27 protein-coding genes and 1 riboswitch are annotated in these 24,847 nt (G+C 44.7%); of the genes, 4 read left to right on the top strand and 23 right to left on the bottom strand.

Annotated elements, in window-relative coordinates; all coding sequences use genetic code 11:
- Positions 1–193 precede the first annotated feature (193 nt).
- Positions 194–469 (top strand): hypothetical protein, encoded by a 276-nt coding sequence (locus EIZ39_RS16915; protein ID WP_129201238.1) that lies wholly within the window; start codon positions 194–196, stop codon positions 467–469.
- Positions 470–505: 36 nt separating this feature from the next.
- Entirely contained in the window at positions 506–1,030 is a 525-nt protein-coding gene (locus EIZ39_RS16910) for a hypothetical protein (protein ID WP_129201237.1), read from the top strand.
- A gap of 22 nt (positions 1,031–1,052) precedes the next feature.
- On the opposite strand, the gene EIZ39_RS16905 is transcribed toward EIZ39_RS16910, so the two are convergent.
- The gene (locus EIZ39_RS16905; RefSeq protein ID WP_129201235.1) at positions 1,053–1,334 is read right to left on the bottom strand and encodes a YciI family protein; all 282 of its coding nucleotides are present in this window, start codon (positions 1,332–1,334) and stop codon (positions 1,053–1,055) included.
- A 599-nt stretch (positions 1,335–1,933) separates the two neighbouring features.
- On the opposite strand from EIZ39_RS16905, the gene EIZ39_RS16900 reads away from it, so the two are divergent.
- Positions 1,934–3,451 carry an NCS2 family permease gene (locus EIZ39_RS16900; RefSeq protein WP_129201233.1) on the top strand — a complete coding sequence of 506 codons (1,518 nt, stop codon included), beginning with the start codon at positions 1,934–1,936 and terminating at the stop codon, positions 3,449–3,451.
- A 221-nt stretch (positions 3,452–3,672) separates the two neighbouring features.
- On the opposite strand, the gene EIZ39_RS16895 is transcribed toward EIZ39_RS16900, so the two are convergent.
- Both EIZ39_RS16895 and EIZ39_RS26735 read right to left on the bottom strand, forming a co-directional pair.
- A complete protein-coding gene (locus EIZ39_RS16895) occupies positions 3,673–3,951 on the bottom strand; it encodes a hypothetical protein (protein ID WP_129201231.1) in 279 nt (92 codons plus the stop codon).
- 52 nt (positions 3,952–4,003) lie between these two features.
- Entirely contained in the window at positions 4,004–4,156 is a 153-nt protein-coding gene (locus EIZ39_RS26735) for a hypothetical protein (RefSeq protein ID WP_164985146.1), read from the bottom strand.
- Positions 4,157–4,474: 318 nt separating this feature from the next.
- Here EIZ39_RS26735 and EIZ39_RS16890 point away from each other — a divergent pair, with 318 nt between their 5' ends.
- Positions 4,475–5,233 (top strand): carbon-nitrogen hydrolase family protein, encoded by a 759-nt coding sequence (locus EIZ39_RS16890; protein ID WP_129201229.1) that lies wholly within the window; start codon positions 4,475–4,477, stop codon positions 5,231–5,233.
- 425 nt (positions 5,234–5,658) lie between these two features.
- Here the strand turns inward: EIZ39_RS16890 and EIZ39_RS16885 are convergent, their stop codons facing one another.
- The 20 genes from EIZ39_RS16885 to fdhF all read right to left on the bottom strand — a co-directional run bounded on the left by EIZ39_RS16885 (position 5,659) and on the right by fdhF (position 24,847).
- Positions 5,659–6,276, bottom strand: coding sequence for a DUF1989 domain-containing protein (locus EIZ39_RS16885; protein ID WP_129201227.1), 618 nt, complete (start codon positions 6,274–6,276; stop codon positions 5,659–5,661).
- Positions 6,277–6,308: 32 nt separating this feature from the next.
- Positions 6,309–6,992, bottom strand: a complete 684-nt coding sequence (locus tag EIZ39_RS16880; RefSeq protein ID WP_129201225.1) for a cyclase family protein — start codon at positions 6,990–6,992, stop codon at positions 6,309–6,311.
- Positions 6,993–7,008: 16 nt separating this feature from the next.
- Entirely contained in the window at positions 7,009–8,820 is a 1,812-nt protein-coding gene (ade, locus tag EIZ39_RS16875) for an adenine deaminase (protein WP_129201223.1), read from the bottom strand.
- Positions 8,821–8,841: 21 nt separating this feature from the next.
- Complete coding sequence (locus EIZ39_RS16870; RefSeq protein ID WP_129201222.1) at positions 8,842–9,579, bottom strand: hypothetical protein; 738 nt, start codon at positions 9,577–9,579, stop codon at positions 8,842–8,844.
- Between the two features lie 8 nt (positions 9,580–9,587).
- Positions 9,588–9,872 (bottom strand): BMC domain-containing protein, encoded by a 285-nt coding sequence (locus tag EIZ39_RS16865; RefSeq protein WP_240675852.1) that lies wholly within the window; start codon positions 9,870–9,872, stop codon positions 9,588–9,590.
- Positions 9,873–9,884: 12 nt separating this feature from the next.
- Entirely contained in the window at positions 9,885–10,286 is a 402-nt protein-coding gene (locus tag EIZ39_RS16860) for a BMC domain-containing protein (RefSeq protein ID WP_129201218.1), read from the bottom strand.
- 33 nt (positions 10,287–10,319) lie between these two features.
- Positions 10,320–11,210, bottom strand: coding sequence for a hypothetical protein (locus EIZ39_RS16855; protein ID WP_129201216.1), 891 nt, complete (start codon positions 11,208–11,210; stop codon positions 10,320–10,322).
- A gap of 20 nt (positions 11,211–11,230) precedes the next feature.
- Positions 11,231–11,494 carry a BMC domain-containing protein gene (locus tag EIZ39_RS16850; protein WP_129201214.1) on the bottom strand — a complete coding sequence of 88 codons (264 nt, stop codon included), beginning with the start codon at positions 11,492–11,494 and terminating at the stop codon, positions 11,231–11,233.
- 19 nt (positions 11,495–11,513) lie between these two features.
- Positions 11,514–12,863 (bottom strand): UbiD family decarboxylase, encoded by a 1,350-nt coding sequence (locus tag EIZ39_RS16845; protein WP_129201212.1) that lies wholly within the window; start codon positions 12,861–12,863, stop codon positions 11,514–11,516.
- 12 nt (positions 12,864–12,875) lie between these two features.
- Positions 12,876–13,439 carry a UbiX family flavin prenyltransferase gene (locus tag EIZ39_RS16840; protein WP_129201210.1) on the bottom strand — a complete coding sequence of 188 codons (564 nt, stop codon included), beginning with the start codon at positions 13,437–13,439 and terminating at the stop codon, positions 12,876–12,878.
- Positions 13,440–13,464: 25 nt separating this feature from the next.
- Positions 13,465–14,049: a cysteine hydrolase family protein gene (locus tag EIZ39_RS16835; RefSeq protein ID WP_129201208.1), complete on the bottom strand. Its 585-nt coding sequence runs from the start codon at positions 14,047–14,049 to the stop codon at positions 13,465–13,467.
- 34 nt (positions 14,050–14,083) lie between these two features.
- Positions 14,084–15,493, bottom strand: a complete 1,410-nt coding sequence (locus EIZ39_RS16830; protein ID WP_129201206.1) for a dihydroorotase — start codon at positions 15,491–15,493, stop codon at positions 14,084–14,086.
- A gap of 367 nt (positions 15,494–15,860) precedes the next feature.
- Positions 15,861–16,487, bottom strand: coding sequence for an NUDIX hydrolase (locus EIZ39_RS16825; RefSeq protein ID WP_129201204.1), 627 nt, complete (start codon positions 16,485–16,487; stop codon positions 15,861–15,863).
- 27 nt (positions 16,488–16,514) lie between these two features.
- Positions 16,515–17,324, bottom strand: coding sequence for a formate dehydrogenase accessory sulfurtransferase FdhD (gene fdhD / locus EIZ39_RS16820; protein ID WP_129201356.1), 810 nt, complete (start codon positions 17,322–17,324; stop codon positions 16,515–16,517).
- A gap of 45 nt (positions 17,325–17,369) precedes the next feature.
- Positions 17,370–19,655: a xanthine dehydrogenase family protein molybdopterin-binding subunit gene (locus tag EIZ39_RS16815; protein WP_129201203.1), complete on the bottom strand. Its 2,286-nt coding sequence runs from the start codon at positions 19,653–19,655 to the stop codon at positions 17,370–17,372.
- Entirely contained in the window at positions 19,652–20,530 is an 879-nt protein-coding gene (locus EIZ39_RS16810) for an FAD binding domain-containing protein (protein ID WP_129201201.1), read from the bottom strand. Before EIZ39_RS16810 ends, EIZ39_RS16815 begins: the two co-directional genes overlap by 4 nt.
- Entirely contained in the window at positions 20,496–21,113 is a 618-nt protein-coding gene (locus EIZ39_RS16805; protein ID WP_129201199.1) for a nucleotidyltransferase family protein, read from the bottom strand. Before EIZ39_RS16805 ends, EIZ39_RS16810 begins: the two co-directional genes overlap by 35 nt.
- A gap of 1 nt (position 21,114) precedes the next feature.
- Positions 21,115–22,221 (bottom strand): XdhC family protein, encoded by a 1,107-nt coding sequence (locus EIZ39_RS16800; protein WP_129201197.1) that lies wholly within the window; start codon positions 22,219–22,221, stop codon positions 21,115–21,117.
- Positions 22,218–22,688, bottom strand: coding sequence for a (2Fe-2S)-binding protein (locus tag EIZ39_RS16795; protein ID WP_240675844.1), 471 nt, complete (start codon positions 22,686–22,688; stop codon positions 22,218–22,220). Before EIZ39_RS16795 ends, EIZ39_RS16800 begins: the two co-directional genes overlap by 4 nt.
- A gap of 72 nt (positions 22,689–22,760) precedes the next feature.
- Positions 22,761–22,862: riboswitch (purine riboswitch) on the bottom strand.
- 113 nt (positions 22,863–22,975) lie between these two features.
- On the bottom strand, positions 22,976–24,847 hold the full coding sequence (gene fdhF, locus EIZ39_RS27770) for a formate dehydrogenase subunit alpha (protein WP_368666328.1): 1,872 nt from the start codon (positions 24,845–24,847) through the stop codon (positions 22,976–22,978).

The raw sequence follows: 24,847 nt of genomic DNA, 5'->3' as shown, positions 1-24,847 counted from the left end.
CTACCTTAGTGACCATTATGCATGCAGTAGGTAATTATGATTATGACATATTTAGACAGTTAAAGCAATTGGAAAGGTCTAGGAAAGAACATCATAAACCCATTTTTAGGAAGATAATTTTTTTGCCTAAGTGCTTAAGGTGGCTTGATTACATACTATACCATGATTTACCACAAAGAAAGGAGGTTTACTTGTGAAAAAAAAGAATAGAGGGAAATGCTGCAGAGGCAATGAAATCGTCTGTCTTTCCCTTCCTTCCCCACTAAACTTAGTTCTCCTAGGCATTAAACTCCGTCTTGAATTACCTTGCTTACGTTTAACTTCTAAAGAGCAAATATCTGAGCAACAAATTGAAAGACTGATCAATCTCCTTAGACGCCTACTAGGCGGTCTACTTGGAGCCAATGCCGGCAATGTAAGTAAAGCCCAAATAAGAAAGAGACTATTACAGCTTCAGCGTCGCCGTTAGACCCAATACTAAAGATAACGGGAGTGATATTGTTCAATGAATAACCATTATCGTCTCAAAGCGGTTTCCTTTTCTCGGGCTCAGTACCTCAATTATATTAGTAGAATGAGAAGAGCCATTAATCCCATTCAGATTAAACAAAGAAATATTGTGATCGGTACGAACAACTCTTGGTTCGGCGCCCGGGAGATTGACCGTAATCCCGCTTGGGTTGAAGTAAGTGGTGCTCGTTATGTATGGAGTCAATCCAACCCTAGCTCCGACCGAGCCATCGTCTCAACTTCCTTCACCCTCCCTCGTCCTCGAAATATTCGTTCCGCCTCCCTATTTTTATCCGTTGACAACTATGCCATTGTCCTTGTGAATGGAAGAGTAGTAGTTGATGATAATCCTGTAGCAAATCCCGCTAACTTTAATCCCGGCAGAACCTTCAACATTAGACCTTTCTTGCGTCGCCGAATAAATGATGTCGTTATTATTGCCTTTAATTTCGGTGGAAACCGAACGGCAGCTAACCCAGCAGGAGTAGCAGCAAGAATTGATATCAGGCTCCGAGATTAGCAATAAAGAAGAGGGTGTCCTCTTAACTTGAGGACACCCCAATACTTAAATTGCTTCTCCATTCACGCAAAGTCATCTCTCGTGTATTCTCCTTGACTACCGGATCTTGGTCTGCTAGACTCTCTGCTTCTTCCCACGAGTCAGCGAGGAAAATAATGAGTCCTCCACTCCCATCCGTAAAAGGTCCCTTGGCCAATATTTTTCCCTGTTCAATCAATGTATTCAAGTACGCAATATGCTCTTCTCTTATTTCCTTGTCTTTCTTTTCATCAATCGTCTTCATAATTCCTACATAGTAGTTCATCTGCTTGACACCGCCTTTTACTTTTTATTGATCAACAATTACAAACTTTGTCTCCTGGTTGTAATCAATGAATAACTTACGAAAAACAAATCTTATAGAGTACTTATCCAGGAGAAAACATATTCCCTTGACAGACCACTCTGTGTCGCCTTCCCTATACTCATCCAGAGTTAGGTTAAAAGTAACTGAACCTCAACAATCACCATTTGGAGTTGCCTTTAGTCTTATGATTGGGGCTGTTTTCCCTATCTCGTAACTCATTTTAAAAATTTCCTTACATGCATCGTCCGATATCTCAATCATATGCTCCCTCCAAGACAAAAAAGCACTGTAATTTTAGTCCCAAAAGTAAGGAACTTATCACAGCGCCTTTGCTGATCAAATCAATATGAATTAAAAAGTGAGATTACATATTCATCATAACGCAGGAAAAATATACAGTCAATAATATTCAGAATAATATAACTAATAGTCCAATAAACTTAAATTGTACAACGAAGATTGGCTAATTTCCGACGAGTATCTCCAAAACTACCAGAAAAGGGGGATAGTCCACTGTTTTTCATGATTAGTTTATTTTTGTAAAAAGGAGGAAAATTATGAGCACAAAGAGAGTTCAGTATCCCTGGTATAAAAAAGAGGACACCGATGCTTTCTTCGCCCTTTTCCAAAACAATTTAGCAAATTTCGTGGTGATTGCCGTGAGTATGTTGGGAATGGGTTTCCCAGCCGAAATTGTATTTGGTAAAGTCATACCTGGAGCAGCGATTGCTGTATTGGTCGGTAATCTCTATTACGCCTATTCTGCGAATCGATTAGCTCAAAAGGAAGGCAGGATCGATGTTACAGCGTTATCTTACGGGATCAGTACCCCCGTTATGTTTATCTTCTTGTTTGGTGTCTTGCTTCCGGCCAAGCAATTGACAAACGATCCAGAGCTGGCTTGGAAAATTGGTTTGGCAGCTTGTTTAATTAGCGGGCTGATAGAAGTACTTGTCAGTTTCTCTGGAAATTGGATTCGAAATCATCTCCCTCGTGCAGCGATGCTTGGAGCCTTAGCCGGAGTTGCTCTCTCTTTTATCGCGGGTGAAATGCTATTTAAAACCTTTGAACTTCCCGTTGTCGGTCTCCTTGTCCTCGCCATTATTATTATCGGCATTATCGGTAAAATCAGTATGCCCTTTAAAATCCCATCCTCCCTATTTGCTATCGTAATTGGAACCGTTCTAGCTTACGCTCTCGGTCAAGCCAATACAGCAAAAATCAGCGAAGGTCTGTCCCATGTTGGCTTCTATCCCATTCTTCCAACCTTTGGTGCATTCGAAGGAATGTCCTATCTCTTCGGTCCACTCATCGCCTTATTTGCGGTAGTATTACCTATTACAATATATAACGCAATTGAAACGATGAATAACGTTGAAGCGATGGCCGCTGCTGGTGACAGCTATGATGTACGGGAATGTCAAGCCGTAGATGGAGTAGGAACCATGCTCGGAGCCCTTTTCGGAGGGGCATTCCCTACTACGGTGTACATCGCTTCCGTCGGTTCGAAGTGGATGCAAGCTGGGCGAGGATACAGCATTTTAAATTCCATTGTCTATATTTTTGCTGCGATGTTTGGCTTGATTGCTGCCATGTCGGCCATTATTCCTGTTGCTGTAATTGCCCCTATTCTTGTATTCGTAGGGATTTCCATGGTCGCAACAGCCTTCCAGTCAAACGAAATCAAATACTTCCCAGCTGTCGCGTTGGCCATGCTTCCTTATTTCGCAAACTATATCATGACCCGTTTTAATGGAAAAGCTGCGGAAGTCGTAACTGGCGTATCCTCAGGGATTGTTCCACTTGGACAGGGAGCGATGTTTACAGGCATCATACTCGGTGCCATTGCTGTATTCATTATTGACCGAGACTTCAAAAAGGCTACTGTGTTTTCTTTCGTAGGCGCTCTATTCTCCTTTGTCGGATTGATGCACGCTCCTTCCTTATCACTAGGAGCAGCTAATAACTTCGCACTAGGCTATATTATTATGGGGCTCTTCTTCACTTATTATATTTATGCCGGGGTTAACGATGAGGGGATCCAACAAAAGAATCAGAGCTTCTCGACAGATTAAAACAAGGATAAAGGAGCTGCTCCCAAAGTTAGACTCGAACTTTGGGATCGAATCTGAAGTATGAAGCATTCATTACAGCTACTAACCATGAGTGTACAACGGGTTCCGTTTAGAGGTGCAAGGGTATTACCATTTTTCAGTACGTTTACGTTTCAGAGTGCTTTTACCAATAAGATCGCATCGAAATTCGTAATTAAATCATGAAGAAAGAAGGCCTTCTCTCAACTGTTATGTGTTGGAAGAAGCCCTTCTTTAATTTTGTTTGTGTTCATGAACTCAAATCGATAGAGGAATGGACTTGCAATCGGACAGGTTGGAGCCTTTTCTACCTTGAGCTGTCGGAATGAGGCCTGTATACTGACTGGTTTGAGCTTTTTTCGGCTTGAGCTGTCCGAATCAAGCCCGTATTCTGACTGGTTGGAGCTGTTTTCCCCTTGAGCTGTCCGAATGAGGCTTGTATTCTGACTGGTTTGAGCTTTTTTCCCCTTGAGCTGTCCCAATCAAGCCCATATTCTGACTGGTTCGAGCTTGTATCCCCTTGAGCTGTCCGAATCAAGCACGTATTCCGACTGGATCGAGCTTGTATCCCCTTGAGCTGTCCGAATCAAGCACGTATTCCGACTGGATCGAGCTTGTATCCCCTTGAGCTGTCCGAATCAAGCCCGCCTTCGATTTCACACCCCATTTCAACGTGTTGCGCTTCACCACTTGTACCTGTTGATTAAAGTGGAAAGTGCCATCTTTATGGCTATAGGTTTGTAAGATAACGACTGCCTTTTTTGAGAGTTCGAACGTACATAGCTAAGAATTCACATTGTTTTACCACCTTAAGAGCTTTTCCTGCTGCATGGCTCATATCAACCGACTCCCTTATCCTGATTACTACTCTCTTAAACGATGTGAAGCGTATAATGTTTCATTCCTTCCTTTCATGTAAAATTTGGATGAAGAAAAGAGGATCAAAGCTTTCCTATCTCGAATTTATGTGATGCAATTAAATGACGTAGAGAGAAGGTTCATTGTATGAGAATAGGCTTGGCCCAAACAAAATTTCCTGCATCGATGGATGAGGGAATCGACATTGTAAAACAAGGAATGAAAGAAGCTGCTGAATCCCGCTGTGATCTGGTTTGCTTTCCAGAATCCATCCTTCCTGGGCTGCGTGGTGTTGGTTATCCAGTAGAAGAGTACAATCAAGAAAAACAAAGAAAAGCTATTGAGTTAATATCCTCCCTAGCAAGGGAATACAAAGTAGCAGTCATACTCCCGACGGAGTGGATGGATGAACTGGGATACCATTTAGTAGCCTTTGTCATTTCAGAAGAGGGAGAAATACTAGGCTACCAAACGAAAAACCAGATTGCACCTGATGAGGATCAATTTGGATATGTAGCGGGGAATGGTCGAGAAATTTTTGAGATAAAGAACGTCAAATTTGGCATCGTGATTTGTCATGAAGGCTGGAGATATCCAGAGACCGTGCGTTGGGCGGCCCTGCAAGAAGCTGCCATTGTTTTTCATCCTCAATTTACTGGAGTCGTGAACCAACCAGAATTTTATCAGGTTGCCATGGTCTGCCGAGCAGCGGAGAACAATCTTTATTTTGCCAGCGTGAATTATTGCCTAGAAAATCAGGGGTGTTCCACTTCCCTCATATCACCATCTGGTGAACGTTTAAGTATGCTTACGCCGAGTACGGAGGGGCTTTTAGTGTGGGATATTGATCCGAATGAGGCACATAGATTACTAGCAAAACGTTTTAAACCGGAGCTACTAGGCTAGTTAAGGAAATAGCAGGAGTTTTTCCTGCTATTTCTATTTTCGGCTAAAAAGAGGAGGAAATAGAGGGAAAATATTCCGTTATATCATGTAAAGCCCTTAGTTTTTCTTCAATTTAATTAAATAGTCGGGATTACTTCCCTTATATCCGCCCAAAACTCCGCATTTTTGAAAATAACCGGATTGGGTTCCCTTAACTGCCTTCCACGCCCTCCCTAAGTCCCGCCAAACAAAAAGAAGAGGTCGAAGGACCTCCCAATCATAGGGTAAAGAAGCTGAACTAACCACAGCCACATGGAGTATCATATACTCCTTTCTGCCATCCATTACAAGAAAATTGAATAACAGAGAGCAGCAGACGAAAGCTTGAGGGATTAAAAGGATAGAAGATAACCGGTCGTCTCTTCTACCCCTATCCTATTCACGTTCTATCTTTGAGCTAATACCTGTAACTTAAGCGAGGTTACTTTAAAGCCATTTACAGGTGCCATATCCTGTGAACACGTCGAAACCGCCACCACAACATCATGTAAGGCCTTAAGTTGCACATAATCACCAGGCTTAGAAAACGGTTCTTCAATCACATAATCCCAATTCTCATCCAGCGCATTATTCATGAACCAATTGATAGGATCTGGAATAGGAAGATGATCAAGCTGATACTTTGCCAGAGCATCTCTTAAATTGTCGTGACAGTTAGGATGGTCTTCCATGTTGAAGTCCATCTTGTAGCGCCAGTAATCACAAGCCGGAAAGAAGAAGTCATGTCTCCCTACGGTATCCTTAACCATTTGCATGAGAGGTTTGCGCCTATTGCTGTAAAGATAATCTCCTTCTTTCAGTCGGATACTGCTTAACGAAGCACGCATATGTACAGGAGACACATGCTCCTCGGGAAGAGCATAGTTGAAGCAGACGAAGTCCCCGACCTGCTTACCTTCTACATCAATAATGACCAGTTCTTCTCCCGCCCGTACGAGAACACTCCTTCCTGAATACGGAGGAATCACAATTTCTTCCTTTATATATAAGTGCTGATTAATCAACCATTGTCCCCCCTTACCCGAATAGTACTAAGCTACTCCACGAATACGGCAACCGCACGGACCGGTGAACCCGTTCCTTTTCTAATTTTCAGTGGCAACCCAAAGTAGAGAAACCTTTTTCCCGCTACTTGATCAAGATTACATAGATTTTCAGTATTCGTAATGGCAAACTCACGGCATACCTGATGCCCGGAATACCGAGGATCATCGGGATGATCAATGGCTGGTGCATCTATTCCGATGTTGACGACCCCCTGCTGAGCCAGCCACTTTGCCGCGTCATACGTCAATCCCGTATGTCGGGTTAACCAATCCTCTGTCCCATATGACCGATTGTAATGACCCGTATAGAGAAGGACGATATCTCCTTTATCAATATGAAGGTTTGATTTGGCAAGTGCATTTTCCAAATCTCCTTTTTTGATATAAACACTAGCAGGAATATGGGATAAATCCAGACAAATTGCCGGCCCGTAAAAGTACTCCAATGGCATTTCATCAATCGTTGCCCCATTTGGATCATACTCATATACTGCATCGCTATGTGTTGGCCCATGTTCATTGATAAGAAGATTATTCGTAGCAAAAGGAAAACCAATCTTCTTCATAGACTCTTCGTGTGTAATATTAGGAAAGATCAACGTTCCCTGGTGCAAAGGAAACACAGGCATCCCCTGATAGATTTCTTGTGTTAGATCGATTAAACGAAATCCCATTATGAGCCTCCTTCCTCTATGAAATAACAGTTGGAATGATTTGATAGTTATCTACTTCTATCAATCCCATATCCGTAATCTTCCATTTTGGACTTGTTACTAAAGATACGAAGGATAGATGCATGAATGGGACATGGATGCCGCAGCCCAGCTCCTCTTCTGCTAAACGATGCAGTTCGGCGATTTTTTCACTCATTTCCTTCCCTGTCAGCTCATCCGTCATGAGTCCGCCAACACGCAGAGGAAGATCTCCGACTACCTTACCATCTTTAATCATGGCAATTCCGCCATTCATGGAAATGACGCGATTGATCGCAATGACCATATCTTCATAGTTCGTCCCGCACACAATAATATTATGCGTATCATGCGCAACACTCTCCGCAATTGCGCCGCTCTTCAGCTTGAAGCCGTTCATGAAGGTCTTTCCAATCTTTCCACTACGGCCGTGTCTTTCTACTACTAACAAGGGCAACACATCCTGCTGAAGACAAGGCTGGACAACTCCGGATTTGACGGATAAGGTAAATTCTTTTGCCCCCGTCAGGTTCTGATCAGGTATCACTTCGATCGCACGAACTCGAGCTTGGCTTCCATTTGCCTCAATATATAGCTCCTCTACTTTTACAGGCTTACGCTTAACGGACTTCTTCACGGTGTCCGGATAAATATAGGAAGGAATATCAATAACAAGTTCTCCACGTTCAGCTACTTTCTTACCGTCAATATAGACTTGTTCAATCGACATCTGATTGAGGTCACTAATGACAGCAATATCGGCTTTTTTACCTGGTGCGAGTAGCCCGCGATCCTGGAACCCGAAATGGGCAGCAGGATTAATCGTCACCATTTGAATCGCTTCAACCGGATCGACACCTTGAGCAATCGTTCTACGCACAATATCATTCATATGTCCGAACTTTAATAAATCCTCAGGGACCATATCATCCGAAACAAGAATCGCCCGACGAGAATCTAATCCTTCTTCCGTTATGGCTCGAATACACTCTGCCATATTCCTCTGGGAAGAGCCCTCTCTCATGAACACACTGATTCCGTATCGGAGTTTTTCAATCATTTCTTCTTTTGTGGTCGTTTCATGACATGAAATGTGAGCTCCTCCACTTATAATATGAGCAGCCAGTTCCTTGCCAAATAATCCAGGACAATTTCCTTCTACCGTTTTGCCAATGCTCTTTGCATAGCTTACGGAAGCAAGCTGATCTGTAATAATTTCCGGTGCATGATCAAATACGGGACGGACATTCGCAAACCCTTGAATTTCCCCGATACCTTGAACATACGGATCATTCAGTAATTCTTCCATATCTTTGGAATTCACATCATAGCCTGCTGTCTCTAGTCCCGGCACATCTGGTGTTAAGCAAGGAACCGTATAAAGTACCTTATTGGGTAAGGTCTTGGCTTCCTCAATCATCGCTTTCATCCCCATTACACCAAGAACATTCCCAATCTCGTGAGGATCGGCAATGAGAGTGGTTGTACCTGTCGGGATGGAGAGCTTAGAAAACTCCGTAACGGTTAGCATCGCGCTTTCAAAGTGCATATGAGAGTCAATGAACCCCGGACTGATAAACTTACCTTGGACATTTTCCACCTTCGTCTTCGGGCCAATGAGGTCGCTGGCATCTCCCACCATCAGGATATGCTCTCCCTTAATCGCCACGTCAGCCATATAGATTTCTCTGGTCACTACATTAATGAAGTACCCGCTTTTAAGCACGAGGTCAGCAAATTGATTGGAATCCATCAGAGTATCAATTAACTGTCGCCATTGCATCACCTGTTTAAGCGTTCTAGTGTTCATCAGTTAAACCTCCGTAATCTGTTATTGCCTCAGTTCGATTCCATACTGCTGGGCTAAGTCCCTCGCCAATGGCGTAACGATCGTATTCGGTCGTAGGTAGATACTGTATTGCTGATTGCTGTGCGCTGCTAATATATCGTCCTGCGACAATAAATATTTTTCCTCTGTCATAAAAGATCGTTTGTTACGGGAAATCCAGCTTGTTACTTGATCAGCCTCTAGCAGTTCCATTCCATACCCTCTTAATTGAAGCAGTCTTGACTTCATGTCATGCTTCAATAGAGGGGCAGCCCCTCCAAATCCTACCTCATTCCACTTCGATTGATAGGGATCTGCTCCTAAGGAGACTCCCCCGACCTTCTTCCCTTGTAATAAAGCTTCCATGATAACCCTAGAAAAAGGGTCCCTGTCATCAAATTGAATCGTTCGGGAAACCAAAGAATACGAAAGAACAGGAAGAAAAAAATGAGAGTAATGATCTAGATTGGCTGGCTCAAGATGGCAGATTTCATCTACACCTGTTCTCCGAACAACTTCGCTAATTGAATATCGTTGACATACGAGAGTATCCACCCACAGCCTCACTCTCATCTTCTCTCGGCTCAAAATCTCAAGGCAGCGAAATCCCTCTTCCATCCCTATTGCACTATAACTTAAAAGGACAAGAATATTCGGAAAGTCCTGATCTAACTCAACCGATCTGTGACGGTAAGAGAGAGTAAGCAAAGTGTTCCTCACTAGCGCACTCTGCTTAGACATTTATCCCACTACTCTCCCTTCTTTGATAAAAGGGCTCTTTCTACTTCACTATGCGGTCTAGGAATCACGTGAACAGACACGAGCTCACCTACACGGCTTGCTGCATTGGCTCCCGCATCGGTAGCTGCTTTTACCGCTCCTACATCTCCTCTTACCATAACCGTGACTAATCCAAAGCCGATCCTTTCATATCCGCAGATTTCTACGTTTGCTGCCTTTACCATGGCATCCGCAGCCTCAATTGCCCCTACTAATCCTTTCGTTTCTACTAAACCTAGCGCTTCTCCCATTATGATTCCTCCTTATTATGATTCTTCGTTATGATCAACAGAAGATTCCTCCGTTGTTGTTCCCTTCGTTTTTTTCTTGCGTGAAGAGCTAGTTTTTTTGGGTTTAGCTTTCTTCTCTTCCTTTATGAAGGAAAAGTGAGGAAGCAATTTTTCATTCACTTCCAGATGAGTTCGTGGGATGACGTGGGCAGATATCACTCGGCCAACTCTTTCCGCTTCCATCTTCCCTGCATCGACAGCTGACTTGACAGCACCTACGTCTCCACTGAGATGAATCGTAACTCCTAATGCTCCACCTACACCAATGACTCGCTCGACTCCCACAAGTTCTACGTTCGCTGCCTTTAACGCAGCATCAGCAGCTGAAACTGCTGTCGCATAACCAACCGTCTCAATCAAACCTAATGCAAATTGCATCTCCTATTTTTCTCCTTCCTGCAGCTGCGTCTCCTAAGAAAATAGCTTTTCAGCATCCTTTTCCAACTTTTCTATAACAGTTTCCACATAACCGCTCTGTCCTGTTATCAGAAGACAATCATCACGCAAATCAAACTGGAAGGAGGATTCTGGGTCATTCTTCATATAACGATCTAATAACGCTATTCCATTTACATATGAAACTCCGTTGATGAGCCCCACACATATTCCATCTTTGAGGTTAAAACAATCTAATAAAAATCGGGAAGGCCTAGCTGCTACATAGGACTCAATGACGCGAGCCGAAGGTCGATTCAACTGATTATAAATTTCTCGCAACACCTTTTGAGTAAGCTGTTGATCTTTGGAATGAATCTTTATCACATCAGGCAGCCCATTCCTCTCTTTTTCCCCCAACACTCCGCAGGATACCTCCGGGAGCTCTCTCGTTATTTGGTCAAATAAAAAGAAGGTTCCAGGATGGGTGGATGCCCCTGTGATCATGCCGGTGGAATCACTATATGAAATAGAAGGAATGTTACGATTCGGACTCGGAAACAGCCAAACATATTGATTTTTTCTTGTCTTCCCAATCAACTGTGCTCCTTGTTGCGGTTTGCCATCCGGCCTTGCCGGAGGCTGTGGACCCTGACGGCTAATGGCTCCTGCTGTTGTGAGCATCTGCAAGGATGATAATTGATTCATCCTTGTCTGTTCAGTGGCTCGCTCCGTTTGCTGCACGTTTCCGGGACGCTCTGGTAATAGTCTTTCTCTACTCTTTTCCCTCTGATAATTCGGGCGATGAATTCCCGGAATCGTGGGAGTTGCCCCTGCAGATGGGACAGAAGCAGATTGCCCGACCATAGATGTCACTTTATTGCGATTTAGGACTTCATGGACAATGTCTTTCATAAACTTCGCCACTAACTATCACCTCCTTACACTCACAACATTTTTTCTAGTTCGGGATGAGGGCGAGGAATCACATTTTCGGCAATTAATTCGCCTCCGGTTCTTGTATGAACCGTCTTGCCTATGTCAACGGCGGCCTTCACAGCACTCACGTCACCTGTGATGATCACACAGACGAGACCTGAACCGACGACCTTAAGGTCAATTAATCGAACATTTGCCGCTTTTGTCATCGCGTCTAACGCTTCAATGGCTGGAACTAAACCTCTCATTTCTACCATTCCTATGGCTTCCATTTATTTCTCACTCCAGACCCTAGAGGTAGTCTTCTAATCGGATGAAGTCGGCACCTGGAATCCTCTTCCGCTGGTAGTTCTCTTTTTCAGTCAAAGGAACCGTCGCATCGATCCCCATCTTGGCCGTTACACCTCGCAGGTTGTGTGACGGCTCTAACGGTGAACCCTTGGCCCCAGGAACAATAAAGATGTCCAAATCAGCCTGAACGCGAGTGGCGATCGCCCATTCTACATCCGAAGGATCAAAGATATTCACATCTTCATCCACAACGACCACATGCTTTAAGTCCTTATCACTGGCAAAAGCCGCTAAGGCCGCTTGCTTCCCGTCACCCTCCGAACGTTTTTCAATTTGAATGACGCCATGATATCGGGCCACACCACCCATCGTGATATGGACATCTTTGACACTCGGTACGACTTGGCGAACGGAACTGAGAAGCGTAACTTCTCTCACTAATCCCATAGGCAACTTTTCCTCAAAGCTAGCAGGTAAAATCGTCTGGCATATGGCCTGATTCCGATACGTTACAGCGGAGATTTCCACCACAGGTTGGGGAGATTGAACACCATAGTAACCCGCCAGCTCACCGAATGGCCCTTCTTCTTCCCTCACATGAGGCAACATTCGTCCTTCCAATACAATCTCGGCTTCGGCCAACACTTCTAAATCTACGGTTTTGCACTGAACAACTGGCAGGGATTCTCCTAGCATCGCACTAGCGACATTAAGTTTATCCGCATGATAGAGATGGGTACTAATCTGGGAGCTCAGCACCACAGCCGGTACAACACCCATCATAATCGCAATCTCCATCGGTTCTCCCGCTTGTTCAAATTGCCGATACTGCTCCCTTAGCTCAGGGGATGTAATCAGAATCCCGCAACGATTTCCTCCATAGAACTGCATGCGACGAATCGAGGTATATCGTTTTTGACCGCTTAGATCCTTTACAACAAGCACGCCGGCTACAATAAAGGCACCTGAATCAAACTCGTTGTAAGTGCAGATTGGAAAAATTCTATCCAATTGAATATTTTTGGTGATAACATTTTCTTGAACTGGGCCTGTGGCCCACTTCGTCGTAGGAAGGGGATTGACGATGGAATCAATCATCTTCGGTATAAGCTGCTGACCCTCTTCAATCCCCATCGAGTCAGCCATTAGCCCTCTATCAGCTCCGAATCCCGCCACCATCGGCATCTGATAGCCTTTCACCTTCTCAAAGTAGAATGGCTGTCCATCTTTCTTGCTGATCACTCCAGGCAATTCGAAGTAAGGGTCAACTTCACGCCTGATCCTCAGCATTACACCCTTTGTATCCCAGTAGTCGATCAGCTGACGCAGAGTCGTATTCATAGTCTCCATCTTCTCCATCTCTTATTGGGTTTGCTTCTCCCCCCATCGGGCCATCAAATCATGCTCGATGTCAAAAGCGTCTAGTATCCTTGCCACCATGAAATTCGTTAATTCCCATACTTCCCCGGGGCGATGATAAAAGCCGGGGGAAGCCGGCATCATGCTAGCTCCCGCCCGCGCGAGTTTCAACATATTTTCAAGGTGGATGATACTGAGGGGAGTTTCTCTTGGCACAATAACCAATCGCCGATTCTCCTTTAAAACGACACTCGCTGCTCGATTCATCAAGGTATCGCCAACTCCATTTGCAATGGAGCCAAGCGTGTTCATGGAGCAGGGGACGATGACCATCCCATTGGTTTTGAACGATCCGCTCGCGACAGAGGCAAAAAGATTTTGGTTGTTCAGCAAGGTCGCGTACTCTTTTAAGTCTTGCATGCTGAGCCCGCACTCGAACTGCAATACCTTTTCGCCCATGCCTGTTGCGATGACATACGTGTCAACCCCAAGCTCATGGAGCGTCCGAATAAGTGTATAGGCATAAAGGGAACCGCTTGCGCCTGTAATCCCGACAATGAGCTTCATCCGTTTCCCTCTCTTTACTTAAGTCTTATGATGCGGATTGCTGATTCGTTAAGCTCTTCTTGAAAGCTTCGATGTATTCATCCGAAGAATAAATTTCTCCAAAAATCCCGATGTCACGAAGCCCTGATTCATGCATGCTCTGGTCTTTAGAGGCCGTTCCATCACTAATCGTAATGACATTGTAACCATGATAGAGTGCATCAGATGCTGTACTGCGTACGCAGACATTCGTCCATACCCCTGTCAAAACGACCGTGTCAATTTTCTCTTCGCGAAGGAAAAGGTCCATATCCGTGTAAGAAAAGGCGCTATGGCGTCTCTTCTGAACCACATAATCTCCCTTATCTTCTTCAGGTGTTAATTCAGAGATAAACTCTGCCCCCCATGTTCCCCTGATGGCATGCACGGGACGAACTCGGAAATCAGCATCTCCCACGCGATGCCATTCCTGAACATGAATCACTTGAATGCCATGGTCATGAGCAAAATCAATGAGCTTGCGGATATTCGGAACAATTTCCTCTCCAGCTTCGCAGCGCAGCGAGGCCTTAGGTCCAATAAAATCATTCAGCATATCAATAATGACAAGCGCGTGTTTATTTCCTTTCATCTTTTGTCCACCTTTCCCATCTTCTACATTTGTTTTAGAACTTTAAAGTGCTTTGTAGCTGGGTTGGCGATTGGCGCTTAGTGTATTGGCCAAATCCTTCCTCAGCCACGATTCCTTTTCCATCTTCAAAAACGACATTGCCGCGGATAATCGTCATCACCGGCATCCCTTTCAACTTGATGCCATGCAATGGATTGTACTTGGCCATGGAGTAGGTCTTCTCCTGATCAATGACCCCTTCTTTATCCAAATCGATGACCGTAAAGTCAGCATCACTTCCGATTTCCATCGCTCCCTTTTTCGGATAGAGTCCGAAGTGAATCGCTGCATTTCGGCTGGTCACTTCTACAAATCGAGACAGAGACAAGCGACCTTTGTTTAATCCCTCACTTACAAGGATAGGAACCATCGTCTCTACACCCGGAATACCAGGGAAGCTGTTCCATATGGTGGAGTCTTCTGCTGCTTTTTCCGTTGCAATCTCATACGGGGCATGGTCTGTTCCCACAAAATCGATCGTTCCATCTGCTAATGCTTTCCAATGAACCTCATTGTCTTCCTTCCCGCGAAGCGGAGGAGCAATCTTCGCAAACGTTCCATGCTCCGTCATCGAATCCTGCGCATTAAGCATGAGATAATGCGGGCAGGTTTCTGCTGTAATCTTGACCCCGCGCTCCTTTGCCCGACGGATCAACTCAGCGCCTTCCTTCGTACTCATATGCACAATATGCGCCCTAGCTCCTGTCTCCTCTACATAGGAAATAATTAACTCGATCGCCACTTTCTCAGCCAAAGCTTTTCTCGCTTCAGCCCAAGCCGGACCATCTGTTCTTCCCTCGTTTTTCAGTTTTTCTGTGTAAAAGCTGCAAATATCATAGTTTTCAGCATGAATTCCAATCGGTAAGCCCGTTTCTGCTACTTTATAGAAGATCTCCAGCATCTCAGCATCAGTAACCTTAGGGAACGTCGGTACGGAAGGTGTCATATAGACCTTAAAAGCCGTTACACCAGCTTCAATTTGCCCCCATACATTATCCAGCCATCCTTCCCTTACATCTTCGCCGGTCATCCCTCCCCAGAAAGCAAAATCAATATAGGCTTTTTCCTTAATGGGGTTCAGCTTGGCATAGAAGCTATCCTCACTTCTTACCGAAGGCTTACTGCAGCAAGGCATATCGATAATAGTGGTCACGCCGCCTGCGGCCGCTGACATCGTACCCGTTGCAAAATTTTCACGATGCTCAAACCCAGGGTCCATGAAGTGAGTGTGAGGGTCAATACATCCTGGTACGACGAGCTTTCCTTCCATATCGATCACTTGCTTCGCTTGAATACCGTCAACGGAATCAATAAAACCAACAATTTTCTCATCTTTAACTAGGATATTTGTGCGAACTTGTCTATCCCCTTGCGGAATATTAGCGTTTTTTAGAATAAGATCCATAGTATTGATTCCTCCTCAAATTAGATAAATGATCATGTTTGATATGAGATTTATTATGACTTCTTCAATTTACAGAATTTCCGTTTTTCCCCCTCTCTTTTAAACTGAGGTTGGCTTATATAGAAAAGGGCACTAGAATAGTAGACCGCGTTATACTTTGCGGATCTCATTCATAGCACCCTTGCCATGCATGGTATGTGATAGGTGATAAATAAAAAGCTGTGCAAAAGACGCCACTGCCGACGTTACTTTCACACAGCATCGTTGCCATGTACAGATATCATGTTCCTTAGGAGATGGTTAGGATAAGCACCCTTGCTCTATCCTAATCATTACAATTTTATTGTAATGAATTTTCTTTATATTGTCAATAATTAAAAATAAACCTTATTTTTTCAAATACCCAGAGATAATAGGAAGTCTCATGTGGAACAAAATCTTGCTTGCTCACCACTTGCATAAGCTCGGTCCGATTCCCTTGAGCATCCACACCAAAACCTTTTGCCCTGACCGTCCGCCTTTCACCTTGAAACAAAGCAATGACCTGATCCAGTTCAAGCTGCAGGATAGCCTTTACTTCTTCGACTTGAAGCTGGTACTGCTCTATTGGAACCTCACTCTCATAGAGAAATATATGATAAATGGCCTTGTCGTAGAACCTTCCAAAATGAAGAATCTCTTTCATACTACCTAGGGGAATAAGGTCTTCTGTCCGAATCTTAATCCCTAGTTCTTCTTCTAATTCACGTGCCCCATCCCGCGGATTTTCCCCGGCGAATAAGTGACCGGCCGCAGTAACCGATAGTAGATTGGGATAGATTTCTTTATTTTCACTTCTCCTTTGGAACAGGATGTGGAGGCGTCCACCAACGCGTAGAACCACCCAACAATGAAAAGTGCTATGCCACAATCCTCTCTTATGCACATCTTCTCGGGGCGCTGTTCCCATATGATTCAAGTGTTCGTCGTAGATATCTAAGATTTCCTGTTCCATCTTCTGCGCTTCCCACTTCCTTCCACCTTAATCATCCACTAGATTTTCTATTCGCTCCGGGTGTGTATAGATATTTAAAGAGTCCTTACGGATGAATCCAACCGTTGTAATGCCAAGATCCTGAGCCAGCTCTAAGGCAAGTTCTGTCGGAGCGGACTTAGAGAGTACCATCTCACAGCCGATCTTCGCTACTTTCAGGAGAATCTCTGACGATATCCTACCGCTAAAGACCATTACCTTTCCAGACAAAGAAATCTGGTTTCGTAAGCAGTGGCCATAAATCTTATCTAATGCATTATGACGACCAATATCCATTCGTGAGACTATTATCCCCTGTTTATCACACAACGAAGCATTATGGACGCCTCCTGTGCATTGGAAGGTGGTAGAAGTCGCGTGCAGTTGGTCCATTAACGAGAAACATTGCTCTACAGTAAGTGTGGTATTTTTAGCTTGCTTGAGATCCTTAGCCATACGAGCATCATTCAGGAAGTAAAATCCTTGCCTGCCCTTGCCGCAACAAGAAGCAATGTACCTCTTGCTGTGAAACTCCTGATAGTAGGGATTGACTTTCTTAGAGGTTACTTGGATGATGCCAACGTGTTTTTGCAGGACCATCCCCTCAATATCGTCAAATTGTGAGATCACTCCCTCTGACATCAAAAATCCAACAACCAAATCTTCAATATATTCTGGAGTACAAACCAACGTAGCAAATTCTTGACCATTAATCTTGATCGTTAAAGGGTATTCTGCAGCCACTTGATCGACGAGTTTCTTCCATCCATCTCTGGTGTATTGGATAATTGGACGTGATACGACGGAGGAGGTTTGCAACCCATCCACTTCCTTATTTTTTATTTGGGAATGCTAGGGAGGGCATTAGATTCTCCCCTGTTCCTTCATAGCTTTGTAGACTCTCTCTGGTGTGGCTGGCAAATGATTTATTCGAGCTCCTGTTGCATCATAGATCGCTTGCATGATAGCCGGGATAATCGGAATCATCACCACTTCTCCAATCCCTTTTGCTCCGAATGGGCCTGTATCCTCCAATTCTTCGACGGGGATCGTTTCAATCACCGGGGTTTCTTTGAAGGTGGGAAGGATGTAATTCGTAAAGTTCGTTGTTTTATTATAGCCGCCTTCTATCACGGTATCTTCATACAACGTATAACCGATGCCCATTACCGCTCCACCTTCTGTCTGGCCTTCGAGTCCCTGCAGATTGATAACCTTCCCGCAGTCTGGAATGGAGACGACCCGCAGCACTTCCGTTTCACCTGTCAATGTGTCCACTTCAACCATGACGACGTGAGTTTGATAGCCATAGAGTTTGTGCGGCATTCCCACATTGTTTCCAATCTGCTTATCGGCTTTAGGAACCATGAAATGTCCTTCAACTTTCGTCTCGCGGCGATGTTCATAGAGATAGTGATAGATGTCAGCATAAGTGAGCTCGGACTTCCCCTCAGATGCCCCAGCAAGCCGAAGCTTATTTTGATCATATTCTACCTGGTCAATCGGGACTTGGAAGATTTCTGCTGCCGTTTCTTTTAACAATTGAATCATGTGAGGTGCAGCTGCAAGGACGGAATTTCCTCCCACATAAGTCGATCGAGATGCGGATACTGTTCCGCTGTCAATCGTTCTCCTCGTATCTCCTTGAACCACATCTATATCATTTATATGACAGTGCAAAGCTTCTGCTGCCACAATGGCAAATACCGTTCCATTTCCTTGTCCTATATCCTCTGAACAAACTCCTACCTTAAACCTGCCGCCTGGGAGCAACTCAATGGTTGCTGCTCCATAATCAGGCAAACCAATCCCCATTCCAATCCCGTGAAAAGAGGAGGCGACTCCAATTCCACGCTTTTTCCATGGCTCTGAAGGGGTTTTATATTGGTCTTGGTTCTTCCACAAATCGCACTTTTCCGCTTCCTCTAATGTTCGCCATGTTCCCACACTGCTAGTGACCCGGTTCCCCATACTTGAGAGTCCACCTTGATGGTAGACATTTTTCTTGCGAATTTCGATAGGATCCATGCCAATTTTTTCAGCAATCATTTCTAGATTCGCTTCGATGGCCATACACACTTGATTCACCCCAAAACCTCGAAAAGCCCCGGCAATCCCATTGTTGGTATAGACACAGTAGCCATCTAAGTCCACATTGGGAATATAGTAAGGACCGCAGGAATGCTCAATGGCTAGACTAATTACGGCCCCACCAAGTGAAGCATAGGCTCCGGTGTCAGCAAAAGCTTTAACCTGATTGGCGAGAAGGGTGCCATCTCTTTTTGCAGCTGTTTTCATGGTCACTTTGAAGGGATGTCTTTTAATCCCAGCTATAACGGACTCTTCCCTCTTATAATGAATTTTTACTGGTCTACCTCCAGTGTGAAGTGCAAGTAAAGCTAAGTAGATTTGTACTGTAATTTCATCTTTCCCTCCAAATCCTCCACCAATTGGATTGGAAATAACATGGATTCGACTAGGATTCCACGCGAGGACTCTCGCAATTTGCAATCGATCACGAAAGGCATACTGTCCCGGACATCGAATGGTTAATGATCCATCAGCCTCCAGCATCCCCCATCCCCCTTCGGTTTCAATGAAGGCATGCATTTGCCTTGGGGAATAATAGGTGTTTTCTACGATAACATCAGCTTCAGCAAAAGCCTTTTCCACATCTCCATTGTTCACCTGAACACGGCTATGGATATTTCCCGATGGATGTAATGAAGGTGATTCTTCTTTTATCGCTTCCTCTGGATCTGTAACCGGTGTCAAGATCTCATAATCTACCTCAATCAACTCTAATGCAAGCTCTGCAATCTCTTCCGTTTCTGCTGCCACTAAGGCTACCGCATCTCCCATGCAGCGCACCACATCATGACAGAGCACCGGCTGGTCCGGAATGACAATTCCAAATCCATTAAAACCGGGAATATCCTCATGGGTTAGTACACATACAACCCCTGGATAGGCTTTGGCCCTTGTGGTATCTATTCGCTTAATCCTCGCAAATGGATACTTCGGTCTAAGCACCCTTCCCCATACCATATTAGGATAGTTATAATCTGTCATGTACCTTAAGGAGCCCGTAACTTTCTCCGGACCATCTTTACGCTGAACTCTTTTCCCTACCCATTTATAGTCGTTCATCGATTTTCCCACCTTTTCATCAAGCGATATAAACCTCTTTCGAGTATGGCGCCTGCCATATCCCTGCGGTACTCTGCGGATGCTCTAATATCTGAAATGGGTGCCACCTCTTTCCAGGCTACTTTTCCGATATTCGTAATCATCTCTTCTGTCAAGGGAGAAACACGAAGGAGAGACTCACATTTATGAGCTCTAATGACGGTTGGTGCTACCGACCCGAAGGCAATCTTTCCACCAATGCACTCACGTTTCTCCTTCCCCATGCGCAGCCTAATCGCAACGTTCACAATCGAGATGGCCTGAGCCCTGCGTGGCCCTAGCTTTTGAAAGATGGACACTTCGTCTGTTTTTTGCGGTTGGATGATAATATTCGTAATCATCTCATTCCTATTTATAGCTGTTTTCCTTGGACCGTAGAAAAAGTCTTCAATAGGTACCTTTCGTTTTCCCGCAATAGATTGTAATTCTACTACTGCATCAAGAACGTAAAGTGCCGGTATGGTATCTCCAGCAGGAGAAGCTGTTGCCAGATTGCCGCCAAGGGTCCCCATGTTACGAATCTGCGTAGCTCCCACCTCCCAAGCGGCGTCCGCAAGAGCTTGTGCTTGGTATTGGATGATTCTGGATTTAATCAGGTCTGTATGAGTCGTTAGGGGGCCGATATGAATCCCATCATCTTCCTCGCGAATAAAGCGAAGCTCCTTTATCCCTTTGATGTTTACCCACGTCTTGGGCCTTCCCTTTCCTTCCTTCATTTGGACGACCGTATCCGTTCCACCCGCAATAAGTCGGATATCGCGATCTGTATCCTGCAGGTAGCTTAAACATTCTAGAACTGATTTAGGTGAGATCAGTTCCATTTCTGAGATTCTCATCAGGTACTCCCTCCTTATAATCCATTGGCGTGTTGAAATTATATAGAACCGAAGCATCTTCTACTTCAACGTAAGCAATCTCTTTTTCGTACTCTCGAACAATTGATTTAAGCCCCTGGGTCTCTTCCGATATGGAGTGAAGGGCACCGAGCAGCTCCGAGGAGATCAAGATAGGATGACCTCTTCGCCCTTGATAACTCGGAATGTGGATCATAGAAGAAGTCTTTTCAAATGATGTCCGTAATTGGGCAATGATAGAGGGAGAAATAGGCTGGTCTAAGTTGACGAAAAGAAGGGCATCCACAGAATCTTGAATGTGGCTAATTCCTTTCAGAATCGAGGAAGTTCTTCCTAGATGCCAGTGATCATTCTGCACTAGAATACATCGTCCATCCGTTGATTCGATAAAAGATTGATAGTTTTCAGGCTGATGACCTAAAACAACAACGATTTTCTCTACGCTCGAGCGTTTTAACTGTTGGAGCTGGTAGTCAAAGAGCGGCTTCCCTCTCCAAGAAAGAAGGCCCTTCGGCTGTCCCATTCGCGAGGATTGGCCTGCAGCAAGGAATATGGCGGCAATCATCTTAAACCTCTATTAAGGAGGGAGAGTAAGGTTGAATAAAAAGAGTATAACGACCTCCGCATACGGGCTGATAGGAGTCATAACGGCCACTGAAGTCTACCTCATGCTTCATCGCCCTTCGTTCTTGTATGCATTCAAGAGCCAAGGCGATCACTTCATTTTCTCTCCGCCCTCCGCCAATCGTTTGATAGGTACGGCCATTCTTCCATACCAGCATCTTTGTTCCAATCCCTCTTGGGACATGACCTGAGGAATCTACTACCGTAACCGTGGCAAAGGTCTCTGCTCCTGACCATGCTTGCTCCATCACTTGAATGAAATCAAGCTCCTGCCTCATCCTTTGGTAATCCTTCTTATGAACCTTATGCTGAGGAAGAGAAGACAAGGACTGCCCCGTGCCTCCAAAGCGAAGGAGCGCAATTTCTGCCAGAATAGACAAAGAGATTTCTTGAGGAGTCTCGGAGTGCATGTCAATTCCTACGGGAGCAAATACATTTTTATGTTCTGTCAAATCCAAGCCTCGTACTTGCAACAAGGATTTGATACTTTGAATCTTGCGGCTGCTGCCAACCATCCCGATGTAAGGTAAGGTTTTAACCAGCAAGTGCTCCAAGCAGATGGTATCCGTTTGGTGTCCTCTCGTGGCTAAAACAGCATAACATCCAGCATGAATGGGGAGGGTGGAGAGGACCTGCTCAAACGGCCCACAAATGACCTGATCAGCCGCTGGGAAGTGTTGGACTGTTGTATATTCTGGACGATCATCTACGACGATCACTTTATAAGAGAGGAATTTCCCTAATGTAACTAAACTCTCTGCGATATGACCGCTTCCAAAGATAAGTAAAGTCGGCTGAGCAGAATAAGATTCTACCACCCATTCAACAGATTTTCCTTGAACAATAGCTGAATGGAGACCCACTTGCTTCGAAAAGATAAGAGGAATAGAACCTTCTGAAACGAGGACCTGGCCCAAATCATTCCATAACGTATGGCTACCTTTTACCTCTTCCTCTTCTCCATCCACGATAGTGCCAAGATAAGCCTGTCGGCCTGCTTCCACCTCAGACAACAAACGGCGAAAGAGTTCAAAAGGAAACGACTTCATTTATTCACCCACTGCTTTTGTGCGGCATGATGGACGGCTTCAATAATTTTGGTATAACCCGTGCAGCGGCATAGATTCCCAGCTAAGGCATCCTTAATTTCTTCCTGGGTCGGTGGCTGCTGGAGATGATCAAGGTAGGATCTCGCGGCTACAATAATCCCCGGCGTACAGTAACCGCATTGGGTCGCTCCGCACTCAATAAAGCTTTCTTGAATCGGATCAAGGCACTCCGGATTCCCAATCCCCTCTACAGTCAACACATCTTCCCCTTCTACCTGTCCAACTAAAATCAGACAGGAACAAACGACTTCGCCATTCAATATCACTGAACAGCTTCCGCATTCTCCCTTACCGCAGCATTCTTTGCTTCCCGTTAGCTCTAATTCTTCTCTTAGCACATCTAGTAAGGGCTTAGCAGGATGAGCGGCAACAGAAACGGGCTGGTTGTTTACGCGAAACTTTATCATCTTCAAATGACCTCTCCCTCTCTTAAACAAGTAAGGTATACACAAAAATTCCCAGCTACGAGAAAAAGCCACTTCACAGCGGATTCTTCTCGTAGCTAGGAATGTTTACGGCTTCCAGTAGAGACCCCCAACCCTTATTGTTGGAGTTATACGAGGATTTGGAAATTTTAGGTGTTTAGGTAGATCTTAGAAGATATCTTCACTAATGTCAAGAATAATTAAAATATTTAAAATGAATATTGAAAACTCATAGGGAAAACCCTATGAGTTTTTACTTTGCCATTGTATTAACCCGCTTGCAATGGTTCTATTCGCACAGCACAGGCTTTAAATTCGGCTGTCCCCGCAAGAGGATCGGTTGCATTAATCGTCAATTGGTTCGTATTGGTCTGATCCGGGAAGTGGAACGACATGAAGACTAAGCCTGGACATACCTTTTTGCTGATCTTCACCTTCGTTTTTACCGTCCCTCTCCTTGAAGTAACCCGGACAAATTCCCCTTCCTTAAGCCCTAGTTGCTCAGCATCTTCCCGTGAAATCTCAAGAAACTCTTCAGCATCTTTTATCTTCTTATAATTTTGTGTTTGCACTCCTGTGTTGTAGAAGGACAATCTCCTGCCAGTTGTCAGCTGATAAGGATACTGCTCATCTGGCTCCTCCACAGGTGCTTGATAGGAAGTAGGATGGAATCCGGCTTTCTTCCCTACTTCTTCCTTCCATAACCGGTCATGCAAGAACGGAGTACCGGGATGGGACTCATCTAAACATGGCCACTGCAGTCCACCCTCCTGCTCTAAACGGGAATAGTTTATGCCTGCAAAATTCGGAGCGACAAGGCGAATCTCTTCCCATATTTCTTCAGCCGTTGCATACTTCCAACTTGCCCCCATCTGATTCGCTATCATCTGAACAATATCGTGATCCTGCTTGGCTTCCCCAGGGGGCTTAATCGCAGGTCTGACTCGTTGCACCCGACGCTCAGAATTGGTCACTGTCCCATCATTCTCAGCCCAACCTGCAGCAGGCAAGACGACATCCGCCTTCTCTGCTGTTTTCGTCATAAGAATATCTTGAACAACTAAGAATTCAAGACCGTCAAATATTTCTTCAATATGATGACTGTCTGCATCAGATTGTACTGGATTCTCTCCTATAACATATAGTCCCTTGATCTCTTTACGCTTCATCGCATCCAGCATGGCTGTCTGATGCTTCCCTTCTTTCTCTGGTATAGGACTTCCCCATACCTTTTCAAACCGTGCTCTTCCCTCTGGATCATTGTACAGCCAACCGCCTGTCAATCGATTAGGCAAGGCTCCCATGTCGCCCCCGCCCTGTACATTATTCTGACCTCGCAAAGGATTCAGGGCGGAACCAAACTTCCCAATATGGCCTGTCAATAAAGCTAGATTAATTAAAGCAAACACATTCTCTGTTCCATTGTGATGTTCCGTAATTCCAAGCGTCCAATTGATAATCGCCTTTTCCGCAGTAGCGTACATTCTGGCAACTTCTCTAATGTCGGCTGCCGGTATGCCTGTAATTTTCTCAGCGACTTCAGGCGTATAATCTTCTACATGCTTACGATAAGCCTCAAAATCTAATGTAGCCCTTTCAATAAACTCTTGATTATGCAATCCTTCCTCTATGATGACATGAGCCATGGCATTCGCTAAAGCAATATCTGTACCTACGCGAACGGGAAGCCACTTCTCTGCCAGCTTCGTCTGATCAATCTGTCTTGGATCAATGACGATCATTTTCGCCCCGTTTTTAATCCCTCTTCGGATATGATTAAATATGATAGGATGACACTCCTGTGTATTACTTCCCCAAGCAATAATCACATCCGCATGCTCCATCTCATCATAGGAACCTGTTGCAGCACCTGTACCGAAAACCGCCACCAGACCGGTGACGCTTGGTGCGTGTCAGGTTCGATTACAGCTGTCAATATTGTTCGTGCCAATCACCGTTCTCATCAGTTTAGCTGCAAGATAGTTTAATTCATTCGTTGACCGTGATGAACTAAAACAGCCTAAGGCGTCTGGACTGTAGCTGTTCTTGAGCTTCTCGAAGTTCACCGCAATATGCTCTATCGCTTCCTCCCAGGAACTCGGGACTAGCTTACCCTCCTTGCGAATGAGAGGGTGCTTCAA

The sequence above is a fragment of the Ammoniphilus sp. CFH 90114 genome (assembly GCF_004123195.1).
GTDB lineage: Bacteria > Bacillota > Bacilli > Aneurinibacillales > RAOX-1 > YIM-78166.
The sequence above is the reverse complement of the archived record's forward strand: the minus strand, read 5'-3'. Positions and strand labels throughout refer to the sequence as shown.